Consider the following 20,566-nt stretch of genomic DNA (forward strand, 5'->3'; position numbering starts at 1 on the left):
TCTCAACGGGCAACCTCCAAAGACAGCTATCGAGCAGATACTGGCTTTGGAGGCATGAGGAGTACGGGACGAAAAATTAAGAAATGTTTAATTTTCCTGAATCCGGCAGGATGTACATTCCTTTGACATTTTCAGTGTTCACGTTGTTGCCTGAAACGCTGACCGTGTTACTGTCACTCTGTACTAAAGCATGCTTGCCGTTCGTGGCGGTCACATCATTAAGCTGGATATCCCAGTTACCTTGCTGTCCACCGTTCGTCCGGACCAGTTTGCCGAAGTTATCAGCCTGCACATTATTCAGAATGAGTTTGCCGTCATCGTTTAACTGGAAGATTTTGTCATCAGCATTTTTAGCACTACTGTTTGAAATCTCGACGGTTCCGCCTTTTTTCATGGTCAGGGCGTCTTCACCGACATCTGTCCAGTGAACATTGTCGAGTTTCGCATCACCGTGGGTATGAATACCGTCGGCTTCGTTATCGCCCAGAACAACATTTTTCAGCGATGCACCATCTTCAAGAACAAAAAGTGGTTTTTGATCTTCTGACTGTCCACCATCACCCAGTTTGCTACTGGCAGTAAATGTTTTACCTTTACCATCAAAAGTCTCACCTGCTTTGACAACGATAGGTTCATCAATAACGACGGCATTCTTAGAGTCGGCTGTCGGGAACATATTGACTGATGATGCTCCGGTACCAGAACTTCCTGAGGTTCCTGTGCCTGATGGACTACCAACGGCAGGAGATGCACCTGCGGCTACTGGAGCTGCTGCTGACGGATTTCCGGCCGGTGCTCCCGCTGCTGGTGCCTGCGGATTGCCAAATGCTCCCGGGTTGTTGTCCATCATTTTGCCGACTTCACGATTGAGCGGGCTTGTAGATGGAGAGAGTTGACCACCGCCGTTGCTGGTGGGATTCATTGCGCTGTTTAACATCTGGTTTCCCAGACCTTGCATCGCGTCATTGGAACCGCCGGAGGTTTTGAAAGGGTCCTGTGCTCCTGCTCCGTCTTTCCCAGCGCCATCCTGTGCCATCTGGAGAAGTGCCTGAATCAGCATGTTGAAAAGCTGCATTGCCGGGCTATCCTGTTGTCCCTGTGCAGCACCCGGAGAAAGCGAGCGGTTTTCCGGACGGTTCTGTGTGTCTGACTGCCCGGATGGCGGGGCATTCTGCATCCAGTCATTCGTTTGAGGCATACGTAAATTGATGCTAATCATTGATATCATCCTTTGCGTTGTTATCCCTTGAAGGGGCATTGATCGTCAAGCATTGCAATATTCACCGACCGTATGCATGGAATAACACGGCCCGGAACGTTATTTGGGTGGTTTGTAAAAGAGATTGGTTCCGGAAATGAAGGGGTTGGGAGTGATTATTCTTTCAGCAGATTCTGCTGGTTTTCAAGTCACATAACTAAAATACCCGCCGAGGGCGGGTATTTCAGGGGGGAAATTAGCGGAAGGTGATTATTTATCCCATAGCTCAATGACACGAGCCTGAATTTCTTCCGGATAGGCACCTTTAAATGAACTATGGCGCAGACGGCCTTTTCCCGGAGCCGGTTGCAGACAGTCATGCACAACGCGATCAGCTGTATGTTCGTGACATTCTTCATCGCTGTAGCAGGCCAGCAGCGGCAGAATCGGACCATTGTCGATTACGCGACGTTTGGTTGGATGAGTCCGGGTTGGCAGAGCCCATAGATAGTCCGCCGGATCGGTTGGATCAATATCATCATCCAGAACATAAATAATCGGACAGACTGAACCATATTTGGTATTCCAGATTTTCTGGGCGATCTGGTGAGAGAACTCTTCACTGCTCACACCGGGAAGCTTGTCGCGCCAGTCAGATGGTACCGTCACGAATAACCAGTGGTTCGCGGTTTCCAGCGGAGACCAGACAGTAGTGACCGGCAGATCAGACTCACGCAGCATCGAAAGCGCTTCTGCACTCATTGCGACACCGACTGCGGTATGGAATTCGTCGATCGGACGGCCTTCCGGTACAAACGGCCAGATAGCATTGTCACGGTAGGTGATACACTCAACGTGATAGACTGGCTGCATACTGGTTTCAGTCACGACATAGCCCGGATATTCGCCAAATGGTCCTTCTTCACTTTCACGTTCAATTGAAATGTGGCCTTCAATGACGATTTCAGCACTGGCAGGAACTTCCAGATCAATGGTTTCACAACGAACCACATCAATCGCTTCACCAAAGTGACCACCCAGATAGTCGCTCTCATTCTCATAGTCATCAAGCGGCATTGAAGAGACGATTGGTAATGAAGGCTCGCACCCCTGAACCAGTGCATAAGGCATCGGTTTACCGATTTTCCGCCACTCTTCCCATACACATGCAATATGCTGTGGCAACATGATCAGACCGGTCATGCGATGGGCGTCCAGTTTCTGGATCCGGGCGATCGACCAGTTGGTCCATTTGCCATCCGGAGTCCGGGCGACGATGGTTCCCCATGTGTTGCAGTAAGGACCACCGTCACCTTCATGCAGGTAAGGAATCGGGAACAGATCAAGGCTGGCATCTTTACCATGCAGAATATTCTGTTTGCATGGTGCTGTCGGAACAATATTGGGCGGAATCCGTTCTGCTTTGGTTGATTTTGCCAGACACTCGACAATATCTTGCCATGATGCATCCGCAGACAGACCGACAGAGAGTGCCACCCGCGCCGCAGGCTTACCGGGAATAGAACTAATCGCAGCAGGCGCTCCCATTGCTCTCATACCTTTGGCTGTACCGAGAATATTACTGAATAGCGGGGCGGGAGCGTGCAGATCATATCCCCGGCGAGTAATTGCTGCCATTTCAAGGTGTGGATCAACTTCTCTGTCGACATGCCGGATATCACCCGATTTTTCAAGTTCATCAATATACTGACGAAGGTCTTTGATGCGTTGCATAACGTTCTTACCTCATAAAAGATTTCATTTGGAAAATTATTTTTATCTGTCAGTGAGGGAGTTTACACTTATGTTCGTATACGAACAATTGTTTTATGTGTGTCCACACATACTGGCAGGATGAGTCAGACGGGATTGTCTGTTCATCGTCTGCTATGGGAGTAATGCCACCAGACAAAGGCTGGTGGCCGGAGGTGTATAAGGCAGAAGGTTTTTAGCGGTTACACCTCACGAGGTCAGCTCATTTTTTGCACTTTGCTGGCTTGGATTTCATCCATGAACCGAAGGAGTTCCTGCTCAAAACGGGATGGTGACAGTTCCGGATCTAATGCATTGGCAACATTTTGGACGGTATTGTGCATGTGTTGGTCATTGAGCATACCGGTCACGACTGAGGTCAGCTGTCCTTCTTTGACTTCCCGCCAGCGGACAATTTGACCGAGTTGTTTCTCTTCGACATATTTCATCACCAGCAACTGATCATTATTTGCCGGAATTCCCAGTACAGGTGTTCCCTGACTCAGGGCAAGATATGCCATTGGACTGCCACCATTACAGATCACCAGATCTGCCTGAGCGGCAGCCAGATCTCCCGGAATTAATGGTGAATGGTAAGCGCCGGGATAAGCCGAGGGACTATTGACGACTACGTTCATTCCGCAGTTTACCAGATCGTTGACAATTCTCTCTTCAATTTCATGGACACCAGAAGATCCCAGAGATACATAAACCAGTGGTTTGTCCTTATCCAACTGTTCAAAGAAGTCAGGCAGGGGGAGTTTAGGCGTCCAACTGACAGAGCCGATAAACCGATGGTGGTCAGGAAGTGCTGTCATGTCAATAAAACCCGGAGGCTCATAGTAAAGCGTTAAGTCACTATCGGTCAGTGCTTCACGAAACGTTTTGTAGAGGGAAAATCCAAAGTGCTTCCGCATTTTATTGAGATTCGACACCATCAGTTTAAATACCAGTGGGGTGATGACTGGCATGAATCGCTTCAGAAAAGTCGCTTTGCTGAACGGAATGGTTTTATGTTCAGGGACGGGTAAGACGGAATTGACCACATAAGGACTCCAGTAAGCATTGTTGAGTCCCACATAAGGAATGGAGAGTATCCGGCAGCTAATGCTCAGACTGTGGCGGAAATCTCCAATGACAACATCTGGTCGTAGCGTTTCCAGCAGATCAATCTCTTGCTCGACATAATCGATTAATATATCGGTTTCAAACAAGGGACGACAGTTTTCGACCGCTTCCAGAAAGTCTTTGTGGCTGCGGCATGACAAGTGATGCCGGGTCACCCCGGACTTGGTATCAAACAGGAACTCAAACCGATTTTCTGTTGCAAAATGCACGTCATAGCCTTTCTCCGCCATGAAACATGCCAGTGCCCACGGTCTGGCGACATGAGCCAGCGTTACCGCTTCTCCGATAAATAATAATTTCATAATTTTTCCTAGCCAACTTTATTATTTTAAATGCTTACACCAGATAACCTTTCTGTTTTCCCATCATGATCGTCGGATGTTGTCCTGTTATTTTTGGTTATCAGGAGATATTTTTATGAGCATCTGTTTTTATATGATATTTGGTGGGTATTACAATTCATGATATTTGATGATCATGGATGAAAAAACTGAACAAATTCAGAAGGTAAATAATTTGCTTGCTGAATAGTAGTTGAGTTAAATAGAGAACAGATAGCTTATTCCATTCCCCGCTTCTGTTAGATTCAAGCGGTTTAACGATGAAACGGTTATCTTTCAGAAATATCACAACAATTGTTGAATATCCTGAGGAACCTGAACCGGAGAGTGGATTCTGACTTGTTTATGTCTGCCCAGCTCTCCCTTTTCAATGTCGATATGACTTTTGGCAACTCTGAACTGCTTGGACAAAAATTTAATCAGGTGGGCATTCGCCTTACCATCAACCGGCGGAGCGGTGATGGCTATTTTCAGCTCATCACCATGAAGTCCAACGATATTGTCACGGCTGGCTTTCGGCTGGATATAGAGCCTCAGGATGATATCCTGCCCTTCCTGACTGACTGCGCTCATTATAGTTGATGCCATACCGGACCGATGAAATCACCGACCAACATGTTGATGAACTGCAACAGGATGAAAACAACCAGCACACTGAGGTCGATGCCGCCCAGATCCGGTAAGATTTTTCTGACCGGCATCAGGAAAGGTTCGGTAATCTGAATGAATACATACTCAATCGGGCTTCTTCCCTGACTGACCCAGCTCAGAATGGCTCGGATCAGTAGCACCCAGAACACAAGTCCACCCGCAGCTTTGACCAACGCGAGTAGTCCCAGGAATAAGAAATAAGTGCTGAATCCTGCCGCGCCACCTGAAGCGATCAAGACCAGTATGGTAAATTTCAGAACACACAAGACATAAGCAAATAAAACGGTTGCCAGATCAATACTGCTGATTGATGGGATAATACGACGTAGCGGGCCGATAATCGGCTGAGTCGCTTTGACCACAAACTGGGAGAACGGATTATAAAAATCTGCACGCGCAGCCTGAAGCCAGAGACGCATGAGAACGACCATAATGTACAGGTCAAACAGGGTAGAGATCAGAAAACTCATCGAGTTCATAAGTTGCCCTTATGTTTGCGGATAAGCCAGCATGGCCGCTCCGTCATTATCATTAAAATTGTTTTTCCATGGCTTCGGCACGTTTCACCGCGGCCTGCATTGCCTGTGCAACAAGTTCAGAAAGATCATGTTCATTGAATGTACGGATTGCTTCTGCAGTCGTTCCACCTTTTGAGGTGACCTGTTCTCTGAGCGTTGCCAGTTCGGTTTCCGGATTGGCTTTGACCATGGCTGCTGCACCCATGGCACTTTGCTGGACTAACAGACGTGCCGTATCCTGATCAAATCCCTGCGCGATGGCTTCTTTTTGCATCGCTTCCATAAACAGAAAGAAATAAGCAGGTGCACTACCGGCTGCTGCAATAATCCCGTTCATCTGAGATTCATTATTGACCCAGCAAACTTCACCAACAGACTGAAACAGTGATGTGGTAAAAGTCTGGTCCGCTTCACTCACCTGTTCGGTAGCAAATAAGCCACTCATTCCCTGATTGAGCAGCGCCGGCGTATTGGGCATAACCCGCACCAGATTCAGATTTGGTGCCTCAAGCATTTCCCGCAAACGCTGACAACTGATTCCGGCAGCGATAGAAATCACCAGTTTCTGAGAAAAATCGATATCCTGAAAGAGGTGGCAGACTTCCGCCATCAATTGTGGTTTTACAGCGAGAACCACCACATCGGCTTGTTGTACCGCTTCATGGTTATCGTTTGATGTGTTGATTCCGTAATTTTTCGCTAAAGGTAACAGATGTTGATCTGTTGGCGCTGTCGCCATGATATGTGTTGCCGGATATCCGCTGCCGACTAATCCTGCAATGATCGCTTTTGCCATATTTCCGGCACCGATGAAGGCGATCTTTCTCTGTGTCATAGATGGTTTTCCTTAGTTTCTAGCGTCAGGCTTTCGGGTAATCTCGGGCTCCGAAAATCGCGGTTCCGATTCTGACTATCGTACTGCCTGCTGCAATTGCAGCTTCCATATCACCGCTCATTCCCATAGAAAGCGTATCCATCTCCGGATAAGTTTCCTGTAATTTGGTTTTCAGCTCGGCCAGTTTTGTAAATGCCGCCAGTTGGGATGCATAATCCGAGATATTCTCCGGAATGGACATCAATCCTCTTAAGGTGAGGTTTGGCAGAGAAGAAATCAACTCAGCCAACTGAAAAATATCTTGTTCACCGGTGCCAGATTTTGAGGATTCACCACTGGTATTGACCTGTATCAGCACCTGAAGCGGCGGCATGCCTTCTGGTCTCTGATCGTTCAGACGTTGTGCGATTCTCTCCCGGTCAATCGTATGTACCCATGTAAAATTTTCAGCGACCAGACGTGTTTTATTGGACTGTATCGGGCCGATAAAGTGCCATTCTAAAGGAATGTCCGGAGCCTGTTCGGTAAAATACCGGACTTTTTCGACACCTTCCTGAACATAATTTTCACCAAAAGCGCGCTGCCCGGCCTGAATCGCTTCATGAATGGCGGCAACAGGCTTAGTTTTACTGACCGCCAGTAATAGGACAGAATTTCGAGTGCGTCCACACTTTTCCTGCACTCGCTCGATGTCTGACATGATATGTTGGATATTTTCTGCAATCGTACTCATAGCTACTTTCTAAACAGATGACTTTTTAAACAGGCGAATTGTCCCGAACCAGAATAAAGAACAGAGTGACTGAATCAACCCATGGATATATCCACTTTACTGGCCCTTAGTGTAAAACATAACGCATCTGATCTACATCTTTCTGCAAATCTTCCGCCTATGTTACGGATAGATGGTGAATTGAGAAAGCTGGAATTTGAAACTTTGTCCAGTCAGGCTGTTTTGCATTTGACTGAATCCATGATGACGCCGGAACAGAGTAAACAGTTTCAGCAGGTGAAAGAGGCTGACTGGTGTTATCAGAATAAAAACGGACGTTTTCGGGTGAACCGTTTTCTCCAGAGTAATGGCTATGCTGCAGTAATGCGCTATATTCCTGCATCTGTTCCGTCCCTGCAGTCACTCCATGCACCGGATATTCTGGAGCGAATCAGTGGATACCGTCAGGGGCTGGTGTTGGTGACCGGGCCTACAGGTTCAGGAAAATCAACAACGCTGGCTGCGATGGTTGATGAGATAAACCGTCGTGATGCTAAACATATTCTGACGATTGAAGATCCGGTTGAGTTTATCCATCATTCCTGCAAGGCCTTAATTCATCATCGGGAAGTCGGGCGGGACAGCTTATCTTTTGCCGATGCACTCCGTGCTGCATTGAGAGAAGATCCGGATGTGCTGCTAATCGGAGAATTACGCGATCCGGAAACGATTCGTCTGGCACTGACCGCAGCAGAAACCGGGCATCTGATTCTGGCAACGTTACATACCCGTAGCGCAGCTCAGTCAATCGACCGGATTATTGATGTCTTTCCTGCGGATGAACAGCAACGGATTCGAACTCTGCTGGCTGAATCATTGCAGGCGGTTGTTGCTCAGCGTTTGCTGGTGAAGGATGGTGGTGGACGAACCGCATGTTATGAAGTGCTGGTTGCTACACCAGCGGTGCGTAATCTGATTCGGGAAAACAAGCTTCCCCAGATAGAGTCGGTGATTCAGACCGGTTCTGCCAGTGGCATGATGACCATGATGCAGGACCGGCAGCGATTAGTGAATCTTGGTATTCGTGTACAGGATGATGATTGAGAAAGGGAGTAAAGGGCGGTAAATAGAGGTAAAGGGGAACTATGCTCCCCATTGGGCTTCAAACCAGCTTTCCAGAATGACAACGGCTGACTGGCAGTCGATATTACCTTTCTTCAGCGCCCGGAATCCACCTTGTTCAAACAGAGTGCTGCGGGCTTCCGTAGTAGATAAACGCTCATCATGCAGTTCAACCGGTAAGCCGAAGCGACCATGGAGCCGGTTAGCAAATTTTCGGGCCCGGGGAGTAATGGTGTCCAAATCTTTTCCGCGTAAATCGGTTGGTAAACCGACGACCAGCAAATCAGGTTTCCATTCCTGAATCTGCTTTTCAATATCTTCCCATCTCGGAATACCGTCTTTGGCCGGAAAAGCCTTGAGAGGAGAAGCGGTTCCGGTTATCTCTTGTCCGATTGCGCTGCCAATACTTTTGGTGCCGTAATCGAAGGCCATGATTGTTCTGGACATTATTTACTCTTTATTAAACTTATTTTCTTCATACTTAGGGCGTGTTGATCTGCCTTGGATAAATGCACAACAAACGGCTGCAAAAACCATTACGAAAGGTCAACACGCTCTGGGTTGTCAGGCGTGTCCGGCCATGGTGGATAGTTGTTCGGGGGTAATTCCCAGTTTCTTTACGGCTTTGTTCCATTTCTCATGGACTGGCGTATTAAAAATAACTTCAGGATCTGCTTCAATGGTCAGCCAAGAGTTTTCAGCCAGTTCACTTTCCAGTTGTCCGGCTTCCCAGCCTGAATAACCCAATGCAACCAGATAACGACTGGGTTCCGCATCTGTTCCCAGAACGGCAAGAATGTCTTTTGATGTGGTGACGCTCAGTTCATCCGTCATTTGCAGACTTGATTCATAGTGATCTTTCGGGCAGTGCAGAATAAATCCGCGATCAGAAGAAACCGGTCCGCCGTTGAACACTGGATTCCTCAGACTATTTTTATTTTCCTGTGGGTAAAGGGGCTGAATGTCGACCTGTTTCAACATGCCTTCCACAGTAATATCTATCGGGGCATTAATCATCAGCCCCATAGCGCCTTCTTCATTATGCTCACAAATATAGATCACACTATTTTTGAAATAGGGATCTTTCATACCCGGCATGGCAACAAGAAAATGGTTGGTTAAATTCATGTGATGAGCCCTCATGATTCAGGGATGAATACTTACATCATTAGTGCCTTTACGCGACGTTCGATTGCGTCCATGAATTTCCCGGTAATTGAAATATTATATTTTGCTTCAATTTCCCGGACGCAGGTCGGGCTGGTCACATTAATCTCAGTGAGTTTATCGCCAATGACATCGAGGCCGACAAAAATCAGGCCTTTTTCTTTCAGTGTCGGGGCGATAGCTTCCGCAATCTGACGGTCCGTTTCGGTTAGCGGGCGTGCTTCTCCGGTACCTCCTGCTGCAAGGTTACCGCGTGTCTCTCCCTTCGGCGGAATTCTGGCCAGACAGTAAGGCATTGGCTCACCATCAACCACAAGGATACGCTTGTCACCATTACTGATATCCGGAACAAATGTCTGTGCCATACAGTAATTCTGGCCATGGTTTGTCAGGGTTTCAATAATCACTGACAGGTTCGGGTCTCCTGATTTTACCCGGAAGATTGATGCGCCACCCATACCATCTAACGGTTTGAGAATAATGTCTCCGTGTTGTTGCTGAAATGCCCGGATTTTTTCGGCTTTCCGGGTAACGATTGTTGTTGGTGTAAGTTCCGGGAACCAGGCAGTGAACAGCTTCTCGTTACAGTCACGCAGGCTTTGGGGTTTATTGATAATCAGTGTGCCGTCTTCTTCCGCTCTTTCCAGAATGTAGGTTGCGTAAATGAACTCAGTGTCAAATGGCGGATCTTTACGCATGAGTACGGCATCAAGTTCGGTCAGCGCAATTGTCTGACTGGACTGAACATCAAACCAGTGTGCCGGATCTTCCTGAAGATGAACTATTTGTGTGTCGGCATAGGCAACACCCTGATCTAAATGGAGACCATCCATTCGGATATAGTGGACTTCATAACCGCGACGCTGTGCTTCAAGCATCATCGCAAAGGTTGTGTCTTTCTTGATGTTGATATCCTCGATAGGATCCATCACAACGCCTAGTTTAATCATTCTTTCATTCTCCAATTCTTCTTCAATTTGGCATTTAACCAAGGTCACCAAAGCGAACCTGTAATGCTGTAATTGCAGTCAGGGCGGCGGTTTCTGTTCTGAGTACCCGAGGTCCGAGTAATATTTCTTCAAACTGGTAACTTCTCGTCATCTGGATTTCTTCAGCAGATAAGCCACCTTCCGGTCCGATTAACAGGCGAATCCCTTTATCCGGAGCCGGAAGGGTATTGATTGAATACGATGCTCGAGGATGAAGGTTGAGTTTCAGTGCTTCTGTTTCTTCACTGCACCAATCTTCCAGTGCCATAATCGGCCTGATCGTTGGAATCGTATTTCGTCCACATTGCTCACAGGCTGCAATTACAATCTTCTGCCACTGTTGCAGTTTTTTCTCAAAGCGCTTCTGATCCAGTTTTACACCACAGCGTTCTGACAGTAGAGGAGTAATTGTATTGACCCCCAGTTCTACGGATTTCTGAATGGTAAATTCCATTTTATCGCCGCGGGAAATCACTTGCCCCAGATGCAGGTTAAGCGGAGATTCATTATCTCTGATGACCGGCTCGCCAACCTGAGCTGTGACGGCTTTTTTACTGATCTCAGCCAATACTGCCGGGAATTCTGAGCCATACCCATCGAATAATAAGATTTCCTGCCCGGTTTGCATTCTCAGTACACGACCGACATGACCGGCAGCATCTTCGCTTAATGTAACCAGACCGGAAGGCTGGATTTTCTCCGGGTGATAAATACGGGGCATTCTCATGGCTTTTCCTGAAACGACTTTTTCTGAGCAAACTTTCCCTAATCGCTTTCTTTGCACAGCTTGCTAGGGGATAGCTTCTCTTTGAACAAATTAAAGGGGTTGTCTCTTTTGTTGGGTATAAGATGGGCTCTGAGGACTTAAATTACAAGAGGTACACCTGAATTCAAAAAGGAAAATTTAATTTATTCCAGAATGAGTTGAACTCCTGAGGAAAAATTCTGCTCAGTCGGATCGGGTTTTAAGTGTGGCGTACATCGCTTAGAAATGACTTGCTATGATGAGATTTCAGATTCTGTATATACCAGTGGTTGATTGCATTGAGTACAGCGATAGGTCACTTCCTGACGTTGTACTTTCCGATGACGCCGGATCGACAGGGAGAATTGCTGGCACTGACAATGGTATGAAAAGGTTTGTCCGGCCACGGAGCGTATATCAAACTGGTGGGTTGTCTGAGGGTTCAAGTGGAATACCTGTGTCATCACGGATTGCCACTCCGGCCCGTGAGGCCTCACGCGACCATAAAGCCGGTGGACAAGTAAATGTGCGATTTCATGAGGAATAACTTGCTGTAAAAACTCGGTTTGATTTTCAATCAACAATACCGGATTTAAACGGATTTCCCACTGATGAAGATAAGCCTTTCCTGCTGCTTTGCCGCGTAATTTGTAGCTGAGAGACGGTGGCGGAAAGTGTTGATCAAAGTAGCGTGAGGCTCGGGTGATACAGGCCTGAATTTGTGTATTGATTTGAGTCTGAAGCTCTGGGGAAACAGTAATTGCTGACACTTTTTTACCGGCTATTTCAGATCGATAAACTAAGGAATGGAAATATCATCCCAATCGGGATCTATCATGTCTGTTTATTTCAGAATAAACAAGCCCTCCGAATGGAGGGCTTGTTATCTTCGGTGTTCACTATTTGTTAGGTGAACTTATTGTTATATAAACTTGTTCGATCAACCAGAAAACAGGAACGATCTGAAATTATTTCAGTCCGGCAAAATCCCGGAGTAGTGCTGCTTTGTCTGTCGCTTCCCAAGGGAACTCATCCCGGCCAAAGTGACCATAAGCAGCAGTTTTCTGGTAAATTGGCTGAAGCAGATTCAGCATTTCCTGAAGCCCGTATGGACGCAGGTCAAAGTTCTGGCGAACAGCTTCAACAATGATATCGAGAGATACTTTTTCAGTACCGAATGTCTCTACCATGATTGATGTCGGATCGGCAACACCAATCGCGTAAGACAATTGGATTTCACAACGGTCTGCCAGTCCGGCTGCAACAATATTTTTGGCAACGTAGCGCGCTGCATAAGCAGCAGAACGGTCAACTTTGGATGGATCTTTTCCTGAGAATGCACCACCACCGTGACGCGCCGCACCACCGTATGTATCAACAATGATTTTACGCCCAGTCAGGCCACAGTCGCCCATCGGGCCGCCGATTACAAAACGACCGGTTGGGTTGATAAAGTATTTGGTCTCTTTTGTCAGCCACTCTGCTGGAAGCGTCGGTTTAATGATCTCTTCCATTACTGCTTCTCTCAGTGCCTCTGTTGAAATCGAGTCACTGTGCTGAGTAGACAATACAACAGCATCAATACCGACAATTTTGCCTTCATTGTATTGGAAAGTAACCTGAGATTTAGCGTCAGGACGCAGCCATGGCAGGGTGCCGTTTTTACGGACTTCCGACTGGCGATGAACCAGACGGTGTGCGTAGGTGATCGGTGCTGGCATCAGCACTTCAGTTTCATTGGTTGCATAACCAAACATGATCCCTTGGTCACCAGCTCCCTGTTCTTTCGGATCTGCTTTATCTACACCCTGATTAATATCAGGAGACTGTTTGCCAATCGTATTTAAAACTGCACAAGAGTCAGCGTCGAAACCCATATCTGAATGGGTATAGCCGATTTCACGAACTGTTTTCCGGGTCAGTTCTTCAATATCAACCCAGGCTGAAGTAGTGATTTCACCACCAACCATTACCATGCCGGTTTTAACATAAGTTTCGCAGGCAACACGCGCTTTCGGATCTTGTTCTAAAATCGCATCAAGTACGGCATCGGAAATCTGGTCTGCAATTTTATCAGGATGTCCTTCTGATACGGATTCAGAAGTAAACAGATGCTTTGTCATGAGAACTCCACTCAGGTGATGAGCAAGTTATACTGAACACTTACTCGAATTACTTAAAAAAACAAGAGATAAAAACAAGCGTTAAACATAAGAGATGTTTTTACATCTAGACGTCTATTCTATGTTGCCGAAATGGAATTACAAGACTTTTTTTGCTATTTATAAACATCGGTTTGCTTATTGATTCTGAGAGACTTTTCCCTCTTTCTGGACTTAAGCGGTAAATTTGAGACAGATCGCGCATATATTTCGTTAGCAAATCGATTGCGCCGAATCGGGGGCTTTGCGACAATGCGGTGTTTTTCGCAGTACACTGCTTTTTTAATTTTGCTTTATGACTTTCAGGAGCTGACATGTCTTCCCAAAAACGTCTTGCTAATGCAATCCGTGCGCTGAGCATGGATGGTGTTCAACAAGCCAATTCTGGTCACCCCGGCGCCCCGATGGGGATGGCGGATATCGCTGAAGTGCTCTGGCGCTCTCATCTGAACCATAACCCGCAGAACCCGAACTGGGCTGACCGTGACCGTTTTATTCTGTCCAATGGCCATGGTTCGATGCTGATTTATTCATTGCTGCACCTGACCGGTTACGACCTGTCTATCGATGACCTGAAGAATTTCCGTCAGCTTCACTCGAAAACACCGGGCCATCCTGAGTACGGTTATGCGCCGGGCATCGAAACGACCACCGGTCCGCTGGGACAAGGCATTACCAATGCCGTGGGTATGGCGATTGCGGAAAAAGCACTGGCAGCCCAGTTTAACCGCGACGGTCACGATATCGTCAATCACCACACTTATGCTTTCCTCGGCGATGGCTGTCTGATGGAAGGGATTTCGCATGAAGCCTGTTCACTGGCCGGAACACTGGGTCTGGGTAAACTGATTGCTTTCTGGGATGACAATGGCATTTCGATTGATGGTCATGTTGAAGGCTGGTTTAGCGACGACACGCCAAAACGATTTGAAGCGTATGGCTGGCATGTTATTCCGGCGGTTGACGGTCATGATCCGGCAGCGATTGAAGCGGCGATTACTGCGGCGAAGGCAGAATCTTCCCGTCCGACCCTGATTTGTACCAAAACCGTGATTGGTTTCGGCTCGCCGAACAAATCCGGTTCGCATGATTGCCACGGTGCGCCACTGGGAGCCGATGAAGTACAGGCCACCCGTCAGCAGCTGGGTTGGGAATATGGTCCGTTTGAAATCCCGGCGGATATCTATGCCGAGTGGGATGCCAAAGCAGCCGGTGCAGCCAAAGAAGCCGCCTGGAATGAAAAATTTGCCGCGTATCAGTCGGCGTATCCGGAGCTTGCTGCTGAATTCACCCGTCGGGTGAACGGCGAACTACCGGCTGACTGGGAAGCACAGGCCAGTCAGATTATTGCGGACCTTCAGGCCAATCCGGCCACGATTGCTTCGCGCAAAGCCTCGCAGAATGCACTGGAAGCGTTCGGCAAGCTGTTGCCTGAATTTATGGGCGGCTCGGCTGATTTGGCACCATCGAACCTGACGATGTGGTCCGGCTCGAAGTCTCTGACAGCAGATGATGCTTCCGGCAACTATATCCATTACGGTGTGCGTGAATTCGGAATGACGGCCATCATTAACGGGATTGCGCTGCATGGCGGCTTTATTCCTTATGGTGCCACCTTCCTGATGTTTATGGAGTATGCCCGTAACGCGATGCGGATGGCGGCACTGATGAAAGTGCAGAACATTCAGGTTTACACGCACGATTCGATTGGTCTGGGTGAAGATGGTCCGACCCACCAGCCGGTTGAGCAGATTGCTTCGCTGCGTCTGACACCGAACATGAGCACCTGGCGTCCTTGTGACCAGGTTGAATCAGCGGTGGCCTGGAAACTGGCGATTGAGCGTAAAGATGCACCGACTGCACTGATTTTCTCCCGTCAGAATCTGGTTCAGCAGGAGCGTGATGCAGTTCAGCTGGCAAATATCGCGAAAGGTGGTTATATCCTGAAAGATTGTCAGGGCACACCGGAGCTGATTCTGATTGCGACCGGCTCTGAAGTGGAACTGGCTGTCCAGGCTGCGGCTGAGCTGACGGCAAAAGGCAAACTGGTTCGTGTGGTTTCTATGCCATCAACCGACGCATTTGACCGTCAGGATGCAGCTTACCGTGAAGCGGTTCTGCCTGCATCGGTGACAGCCCGGGTTGCAGTTGAAGCCGGAATTGCAGATTACTGGTACAAGTACGTTGGTCTGAACGGTCGTGTTATTGGTATGAACAGCTTTGGGGAATCAGCACCGGCCGGTGAACTGTTCAAGCTGTTTGGCTTCACTGTTGAAAATGTGGTGGAAGTTGCGCTGTCGCTAAACTAAATACTCGCTAATCTTATTGTTGAATGCCGGACCTGATGTCCGGCATTTTTTCTTTGAGTTATTTTTCTGAAACAGTGTCTATTGGCTATATGTTTGCATCTGTCACCGAAAGGTGATTTGAACATATAACGGATGTTATTTTTTTGTACAATCCGTTACTATCATGCCTCTAATGATATAAAGCGTATTGAGAAGGTGAGAGAGGAATGTTAAGAATCGCAATCAATGGTTTTGGCCGGATAGGCCGGAATGTTTTGCGGGCTGTTTATGAAAGTGGTAAGAGTCAGCAAATCGAAGTGGTTGCAGTGAATGAACTGGCTAAACCTGATGCGATGGCTCATCTGCTCCAGTTTGACTCCAGTCATGGCCGCTTTTTCAAAAAAATCAGTCATGATCAGGAACATTTATATCTCCACCACGAGGATGGCAGCTCTGATGCTGTCCGGATTCTTCATTTGCCTGAACTGAAACTGCTTCCATGGCGTGATCTGGATGTTGATATCGTTCTTGATTGTACCGGGGTATTCGGAAGTCGGGATGATGGTCTGGCCCATCTGGAAGCCGGAGCCCGGCAAGTGCTTTTTTCGCATCCCGGAAGCCATGATTTGGATAACACCATTATTTATGGGGTGAACCATGAGACATTAAAAACGGAGCACCGTATTGTTTCCAATGGTTCCTGCACAACGAACTGTATCGTTCCGATTATCAAAGTACTGGATGAAAACTTCGGGATTGATTCCGGTACAATTACCACGATTCATTCATCAATGAATGATCAGCCGGTTATCGATGCTTATCATAATGATTTGCGCAGAACACGGGCTGCCAGCCAGTCAATTATTCCGGTAGATACGAAGTTGCATAAAGGTATCGAACGGATTTTCCCTAAATTCTCAAATAAGTTTGAAGCCATTTCAGTCCGGGTACCGACTGTGAACGTTACCGCAATGGACTTAAGTGTCACAATTAACACAAATGTAAAAGTTAATGACGTAAATCAAACCATAATTGATGCTTCTCAGTGTACATTACGGGGCATTGTTGACTATACTGAAGCGCCGCTTGTTTCGATAGATTTTAACCATGACGCGCATAGTGCAATTGTCGATGGTTCTCAAACAAGGGTCAGTAACGGACAGCTGGTGAAAATGCTGGTCTGGTGCGACAACGAATGGGGTTTTGCAAACCGTATGTTGGATACGGCTTTGACGATGTACTCGCTGCAGTAGAATATAATCGGGGACGAGAAAGTATTTATTTTCCAGAGCGAAATAAATAAGATTATTTCTGCGGGTGAACTCTATCAAGATAAACGATAGTTCGGCAGGGTTGCGGAACTGTCAAAACATTTTCCAATATTGCAATTTGAGGGGACAACCATGTCTGTAATCAAGATGACCGACCTGGATTTAGCAGGTAAACGCGTATTCATTCGTGCTGATCTCAATGTGCCGGTAAAAGACGGCAAAGTAACATCAGACGCACGGATTCTGGCATCTTTGCCAACGATTAAACATTGCCTTGCTGCTGGAGCAAAGGTCATGGTGACATCTCACCTGGGCCGTCCGACTGAAGGTGAATATGCAGAAGAGTTTTCTCTACAGCCTGTTGTGAACTACTTGAGTGACGCCCTGGACTGTGAAGTGAAACTGGCGAAAGACTATCTGAATGGTCTGGAACTGAACGCCGGTGAATTGGTTGTTCTTGAAAACGTTCGCTTTAACAAAGGTGAAAAGAAAAACGAAGAAGCATTGTCTAAACAGTATGCTGCATTGTGTGACGTATTTGTAATGGATGCATTTGGTACGGCTCACCGTGCTCAGGCATCAACTCATGGTGTTGGTATGCATGCGCCTGTTGCGTGTGCCGGTCCTCTGTTGGCGAACGAACTGGATGCTTTGGGTAAAGCGATGGATAACCCTGCTCGCCCAATGGTTGCAATTGTTGGCGGTTCAAAAGTTTCTACAAAACTGACTGTACTTGAATCTCTGTCAAAAATAGCTGATCAGCTGGTTGTTGGTGGTGGTATCGCGAATACATTTATTGCTGCTGCCGGTCACAACGTCGGTAAGTCTCTTTATGAAGCAGACTTAGTTGATACTGCGAAAAAATTGATGGAAGAGTGTGCAATTCCTGTTGCGACTGACGTTGCCTGTGCAAAAGCATTTGACGAGAATGCAGAAGCTGAAATCAAAGATGTATCTGAAGTTCAGGATGACGATATGATCTTCGACCTTGGTCCGGATTCGACTGCAGCACTGGCAAAAATTCTGAAAGATGCAAAAACTATTCTTTGGAATGGTCCTGTCGGTGTTTTTGAATTCAAGAACTTTGAAGCTGGTACAAAAGGCATTTCTCAGGCGATCGCTGACTCAGAAGGTTTCTCTGTAGCTGGTGGTGGTGATACTCTGGCGGCAATCGATAAGTTCGGTATTAAAGCTGATGTATCATATATTTCAACAGGTGGTGGTGCATTCCTTGAGTTTGTTGAAGGGAAGAAACTGCCGGCAGTTGAAATGCTGGAAGCACGTGCGAAAGCATAATCATAACAAAGCGGGAGCATACAAACTCCCGCTTTCTGTTTGTCTGCTGTCTTCTATTGTGCAAGCCTGATGGTTATTTGCTAAAATAGTTGCCATTGTAGGCAGACGTTTACAGCATATGTTTGTAAGAAAGTTAACTTAATAAGTTTTATTTTAAACGACAGAAAATAGGATTAAATCCATGTCTAAGGTCTTCGATTTTGTAAAACCAGGGGTCATTTCTGGCGATGATGTTCAGAAAGTATTTGAAGTTGCTAAAGAAAATAACTTCGCACTACCAGCGGTTAACTGTGTTGGTACTGACTCTGTTAACGCGGTACTTGAAGCGGCTGCAAAAGTAAAGTCTCCGGTCATTGTTCAGTTTTCTAACGGTGGCGCAGGCTTCTTTGCCGGTAAAGGTCTGAAACTTGAAGGTCAGCAAACTCAGATTCTGGGTGCTGTTGCAGGTGCGAAATTTGTACATGCTGTTGCTGAATCTTATGGTGTTCCTGTCATTCTGCACACTGACCACGCAGCGAAAAAACTGTTGCCATGGATCGACGGTCTGCTTGATGCCGGTGAAAAATTCTTTGCTGAAACAGGTAAACCACTGTTCTCTTCTCACATGATTGACCTTTCAGAAGAAACTCTGGAAGAAAACATCGAGACTTGTGCGAAGTACTTAGAGCGCATGGCAAAAATGAACATGACTCTTGAGATCGAACTGGGTTGTACCGGTGGTGAAGAAGATGGCGTCGATAACTCAGATATGGACTCTTCTGAGCTGTATACTTCTCCTGAAGACGTTGCTTACGCATACGAGAAACTGAATGCTGTTAGCCATCGTTTCACGATTGCGGCTTCTTTCGGTAACGTTCACGGTGTTTACAAGCCTGGTAACGTGGTACTGACTCCAACAATCCTGCGTGATTCTCAGGCTTATGTTTCTGAGAAATTCGGTCTTCCTGAAAACTCTCTGAACTTCGTATTCCACGGTGGATCAGGTTCTAGTGAAGCAGAAATTCAGGAATCTATCAGCTACGGTGTCATTAAAATGAACATCGATACTGATACTCAGTGGGCAACATGGGATGGTATCCGTCAGTATGAAGCAGAAAATCATGATTATCTGCAAGGTCAAATCGGTAACCCAACGGGTGAAGATGCACCGAATAAAAAATACTACGACCCACGTGTATGGCTGCGTGCAGGACAGGCATCCATGGTAAAACGTCTTGAAAAAGCATTTGCAGATTTGAATGCAATTGACGTGCTATAATTTGATTTAATATCAATTTATTGTCAGAAAACCCGTTCATATGAGCGGGTTTTTTTATACCTGATATAATCAATGTGGAGTTAATATGACTTATTTCATTGTTTTGATGATCAGGACTGGGGATTCCACAAACCACTAAAAACATCCGTGTGAATAAGGGCATGAGTGCTCTTGTTTATGCTAGTAGAAAAAATATAAGTTTTATTGTTATGAAGAGGGAAAGTAAATGGCTGGAGAATCGGTAACAAGTATAGGTGTACCTTTATCTGATGGCTTATCTCAGGTGAATAGCTGGCTGACAGATAATTCGGACATCTTATTACAATATGGTGTGAATATTATTGCTGCAATTCTGATCTTGTTCTTTGGTAATATTCTGGTCAAAGTGGTTGCGGGCAGTATTTCCAAAGTGTTGCATAGAAAGGAAATGGATCCGGCCGTTGTTGAATTTATCCACGGTTTGGTGCGTTATCTGCTGTTTGTGATTGTCCTTATTGCCGCGTTGGGACGTATTGGTGTACAAACGGCATCTGTTGTTGCTGTGATTGGTGCTGCGGGTTTAGCTGTTGGCCTGGCTTTGCAAGGGTCGCTGTCAAATTTTGCTGCCGGAATTCTGATTGTTGCATTCCGTCCGTTTAAATCGGGTGATTACGTTGAAGTCGCTGGCGTTGCCGGTTCTGTGGAAAGTATTCAGATTTTCCAGACCGTTTTGAAAACACCGGATAATAAAATGGTGGTTGTACCGAATTCTGCGATTATCGGTGGGGCGATCACCAACTATTCACGCCATGCGACCCGGAGAATTGATTTAGTTATCGGTGTGTCCTATTCCGCAGATTTGCAAAAAACCAAACAAATTCTGCGTGAGACAGTTGAGCGTGATGAACGTGTACTGAAAGATCCGGATATTACCATCGGTGTTCATGCTCTGGCTGATTCTTCAGTAAATTTTGTGGTTCGCCCTTGGGTGAAAACAGCAGATTATTGGGCCGTTTATTTCGACTTACTGATGAATATTAAGGAAGCGCTTGACGCAAATGATATTGAAATCCCATTCCCACAAATGAGTGTGCATCTGAACAAGGCGGATTAACCCGTACTTATTTCCCGGAGACAAGCGGTGTTGTGATACA

At 46.6% G+C, this 20,566-nt stretch carries 19 protein-coding genes; 6 read left to right on the top strand and 13 right to left on the bottom strand.

The window, feature by feature from the left end:
* Window positions 1-76: 76 nt before the first annotated feature.
* From OCU74_RS02660 to OCU74_RS02690, 7 genes are all read right to left on the bottom strand, one after another.
* Window positions 77-1,219, bottom strand: coding sequence for a pectate lyase (locus OCU74_RS02660; RefSeq protein WP_159457471.1), 1,143 nt, complete (start codon window positions 1,217-1,219; stop codon window positions 77-79).
* A gap of 249 nt (window positions 1,220-1,468) precedes the next feature.
* Window positions 1,469-2,932 carry a UbiD family decarboxylase gene (locus OCU74_RS02665; protein ID WP_087482528.1) on the bottom strand — a complete coding sequence of 488 codons (1,464 nt, stop codon included), beginning with the start codon at window positions 2,930-2,932 and terminating at the stop codon, window positions 1,469-1,471.
* Window positions 2,933-3,168: 236 nt separating this feature from the next.
* Window positions 3,169-4,380: a glycosyltransferase gene (locus tag OCU74_RS02670; RefSeq protein WP_087482529.1), complete on the bottom strand. Its 1,212-nt coding sequence runs from the start codon at window positions 4,378-4,380 to the stop codon at window positions 3,169-3,171.
* 324 nt (window positions 4,381-4,704) lie between these two features.
* Entirely contained in the window at window positions 4,705-4,995 is a 291-nt protein-coding gene (gene yggU / locus OCU74_RS02675) for a DUF167 family protein YggU (protein ID WP_449359228.1), read from the bottom strand.
* Window positions 4,992-5,549 (bottom strand): YggT family protein, encoded by a 558-nt coding sequence (locus OCU74_RS02680; RefSeq protein WP_087482531.1) that lies wholly within the window; start codon window positions 5,547-5,549, stop codon window positions 4,992-4,994. The genes yggU and OCU74_RS02680 overlap by 4 nt, the downstream gene beginning before the upstream one ends.
* Before the next feature lie 52 nt (window positions 5,550-5,601).
* The gene (gene proC / locus OCU74_RS02685; protein WP_087482532.1) at window positions 5,602-6,423 is read right to left on the bottom strand and encodes a pyrroline-5-carboxylate reductase; all 822 of its coding nucleotides are present in this window, start codon (window positions 6,421-6,423) and stop codon (window positions 5,602-5,604) included.
* A 25-nt stretch (window positions 6,424-6,448) separates the two neighbouring features.
* The gene (locus tag OCU74_RS02690) at window positions 6,449-7,156 is read right to left on the bottom strand and encodes a YggS family pyridoxal phosphate-dependent enzyme (RefSeq protein ID WP_087482533.1); all 708 of its coding nucleotides are present in this window, start codon (window positions 7,154-7,156) and stop codon (window positions 6,449-6,451) included.
* 81 nt (window positions 7,157-7,237) lie between these two features.
* Between OCU74_RS02690 and OCU74_RS02695 the strand changes: the two genes are divergently transcribed.
* Window positions 7,238-8,239: a type IV pilus twitching motility protein PilT gene (locus OCU74_RS02695; RefSeq protein ID WP_087482534.1), complete on the top strand. Its 1,002-nt coding sequence runs from the start codon at window positions 7,238-7,240 to the stop codon at window positions 8,237-8,239.
* A gap of 39 nt (window positions 8,240-8,278) precedes the next feature.
* Here OCU74_RS02695 and ruvX read toward each other — a convergent pair whose 3' ends face one another.
* The 6 genes from ruvX to metK form a co-directional block, all read right to left on the bottom strand.
* Window positions 8,279-8,704, bottom strand: a complete 426-nt coding sequence (gene ruvX / locus OCU74_RS02700) for a Holliday junction resolvase RuvX (protein ID WP_087482535.1) — start codon at window positions 8,702-8,704, stop codon at window positions 8,279-8,281.
* 117 nt (window positions 8,705-8,821) lie between these two features.
* Entirely contained in the window at window positions 8,822-9,385 is a 564-nt protein-coding gene (locus OCU74_RS02705; protein ID WP_087482536.1) for a YqgE/AlgH family protein, read from the bottom strand.
* A 32-nt stretch (window positions 9,386-9,417) separates the two neighbouring features.
* Window positions 9,418-10,374, bottom strand: a complete 957-nt coding sequence (gene gshB / locus OCU74_RS02710; RefSeq protein ID WP_087482549.1) for a glutathione synthase — start codon at window positions 10,372-10,374, stop codon at window positions 9,418-9,420.
* Window positions 10,375-10,408: 34 nt separating this feature from the next.
* A complete protein-coding gene (gene rsmE, locus OCU74_RS02715; protein WP_087482537.1) occupies window positions 10,409-11,140 on the bottom strand; it encodes a 16S rRNA (uracil(1498)-N(3))-methyltransferase in 732 nt (243 codons plus the stop codon).
* Between the two features lie 272 nt (window positions 11,141-11,412).
* Complete coding sequence (locus OCU74_RS02720) at window positions 11,413-11,919, bottom strand: SprT family zinc-dependent metalloprotease (protein ID WP_087482550.1); 507 nt, start codon at window positions 11,917-11,919, stop codon at window positions 11,413-11,415.
* A 207-nt stretch (window positions 11,920-12,126) separates the two neighbouring features.
* A complete protein-coding gene (metK, locus tag OCU74_RS02725; RefSeq protein WP_087482538.1) occupies window positions 12,127-13,281 on the bottom strand; it encodes a methionine adenosyltransferase in 1,155 nt (384 codons plus the stop codon).
* Between the two features lie 353 nt (window positions 13,282-13,634).
* Here metK and tkt point away from each other — a divergent pair, with 353 nt between their 5' ends.
* The 5 genes from tkt (at window position 13,635) to mscS (ending at window position 20,526) form a co-directional block, all read left to right on the top strand.
* Complete coding sequence (tkt, locus tag OCU74_RS02730; RefSeq protein WP_261856157.1) at window positions 13,635-15,629, top strand: transketolase; 1,995 nt, start codon at window positions 13,635-13,637, stop codon at window positions 15,627-15,629.
* 206 nt (window positions 15,630-15,835) lie between these two features.
* The gene (gene epd / locus OCU74_RS02735; protein ID WP_087480140.1) at window positions 15,836-16,861 is read left to right on the top strand and encodes an erythrose-4-phosphate dehydrogenase; all 1,026 of its coding nucleotides are present in this window, start codon (window positions 15,836-15,838) and stop codon (window positions 16,859-16,861) included.
* Window positions 16,862-17,011: 150 nt separating this feature from the next.
* Window positions 17,012-18,175: a phosphoglycerate kinase gene (locus tag OCU74_RS02740; RefSeq protein WP_087480141.1), complete on the top strand. Its 1,164-nt coding sequence runs from the start codon at window positions 17,012-17,014 to the stop codon at window positions 18,173-18,175.
* 181 nt (window positions 18,176-18,356) lie between these two features.
* Complete coding sequence (fbaA, locus tag OCU74_RS02745; RefSeq protein WP_087480142.1) at window positions 18,357-19,433, top strand: class II fructose-bisphosphate aldolase; 1,077 nt, start codon at window positions 18,357-18,359, stop codon at window positions 19,431-19,433.
* A 226-nt stretch (window positions 19,434-19,659) separates the two neighbouring features.
* Window positions 19,660-20,526, top strand: coding sequence for a small-conductance mechanosensitive channel MscS (gene mscS, locus OCU74_RS02750; RefSeq protein WP_087480143.1), 867 nt, complete (start codon window positions 19,660-19,662; stop codon window positions 20,524-20,526).
* Window positions 20,527-20,566: the final 40 nt, after the last annotated feature.

Source organism: Vibrio mangrovi, from assembly GCF_024346955.1.
GTDB lineage: Bacteria > Pseudomonadota > Gammaproteobacteria > Enterobacterales > Vibrionaceae > Vibrio > Vibrio mangrovi.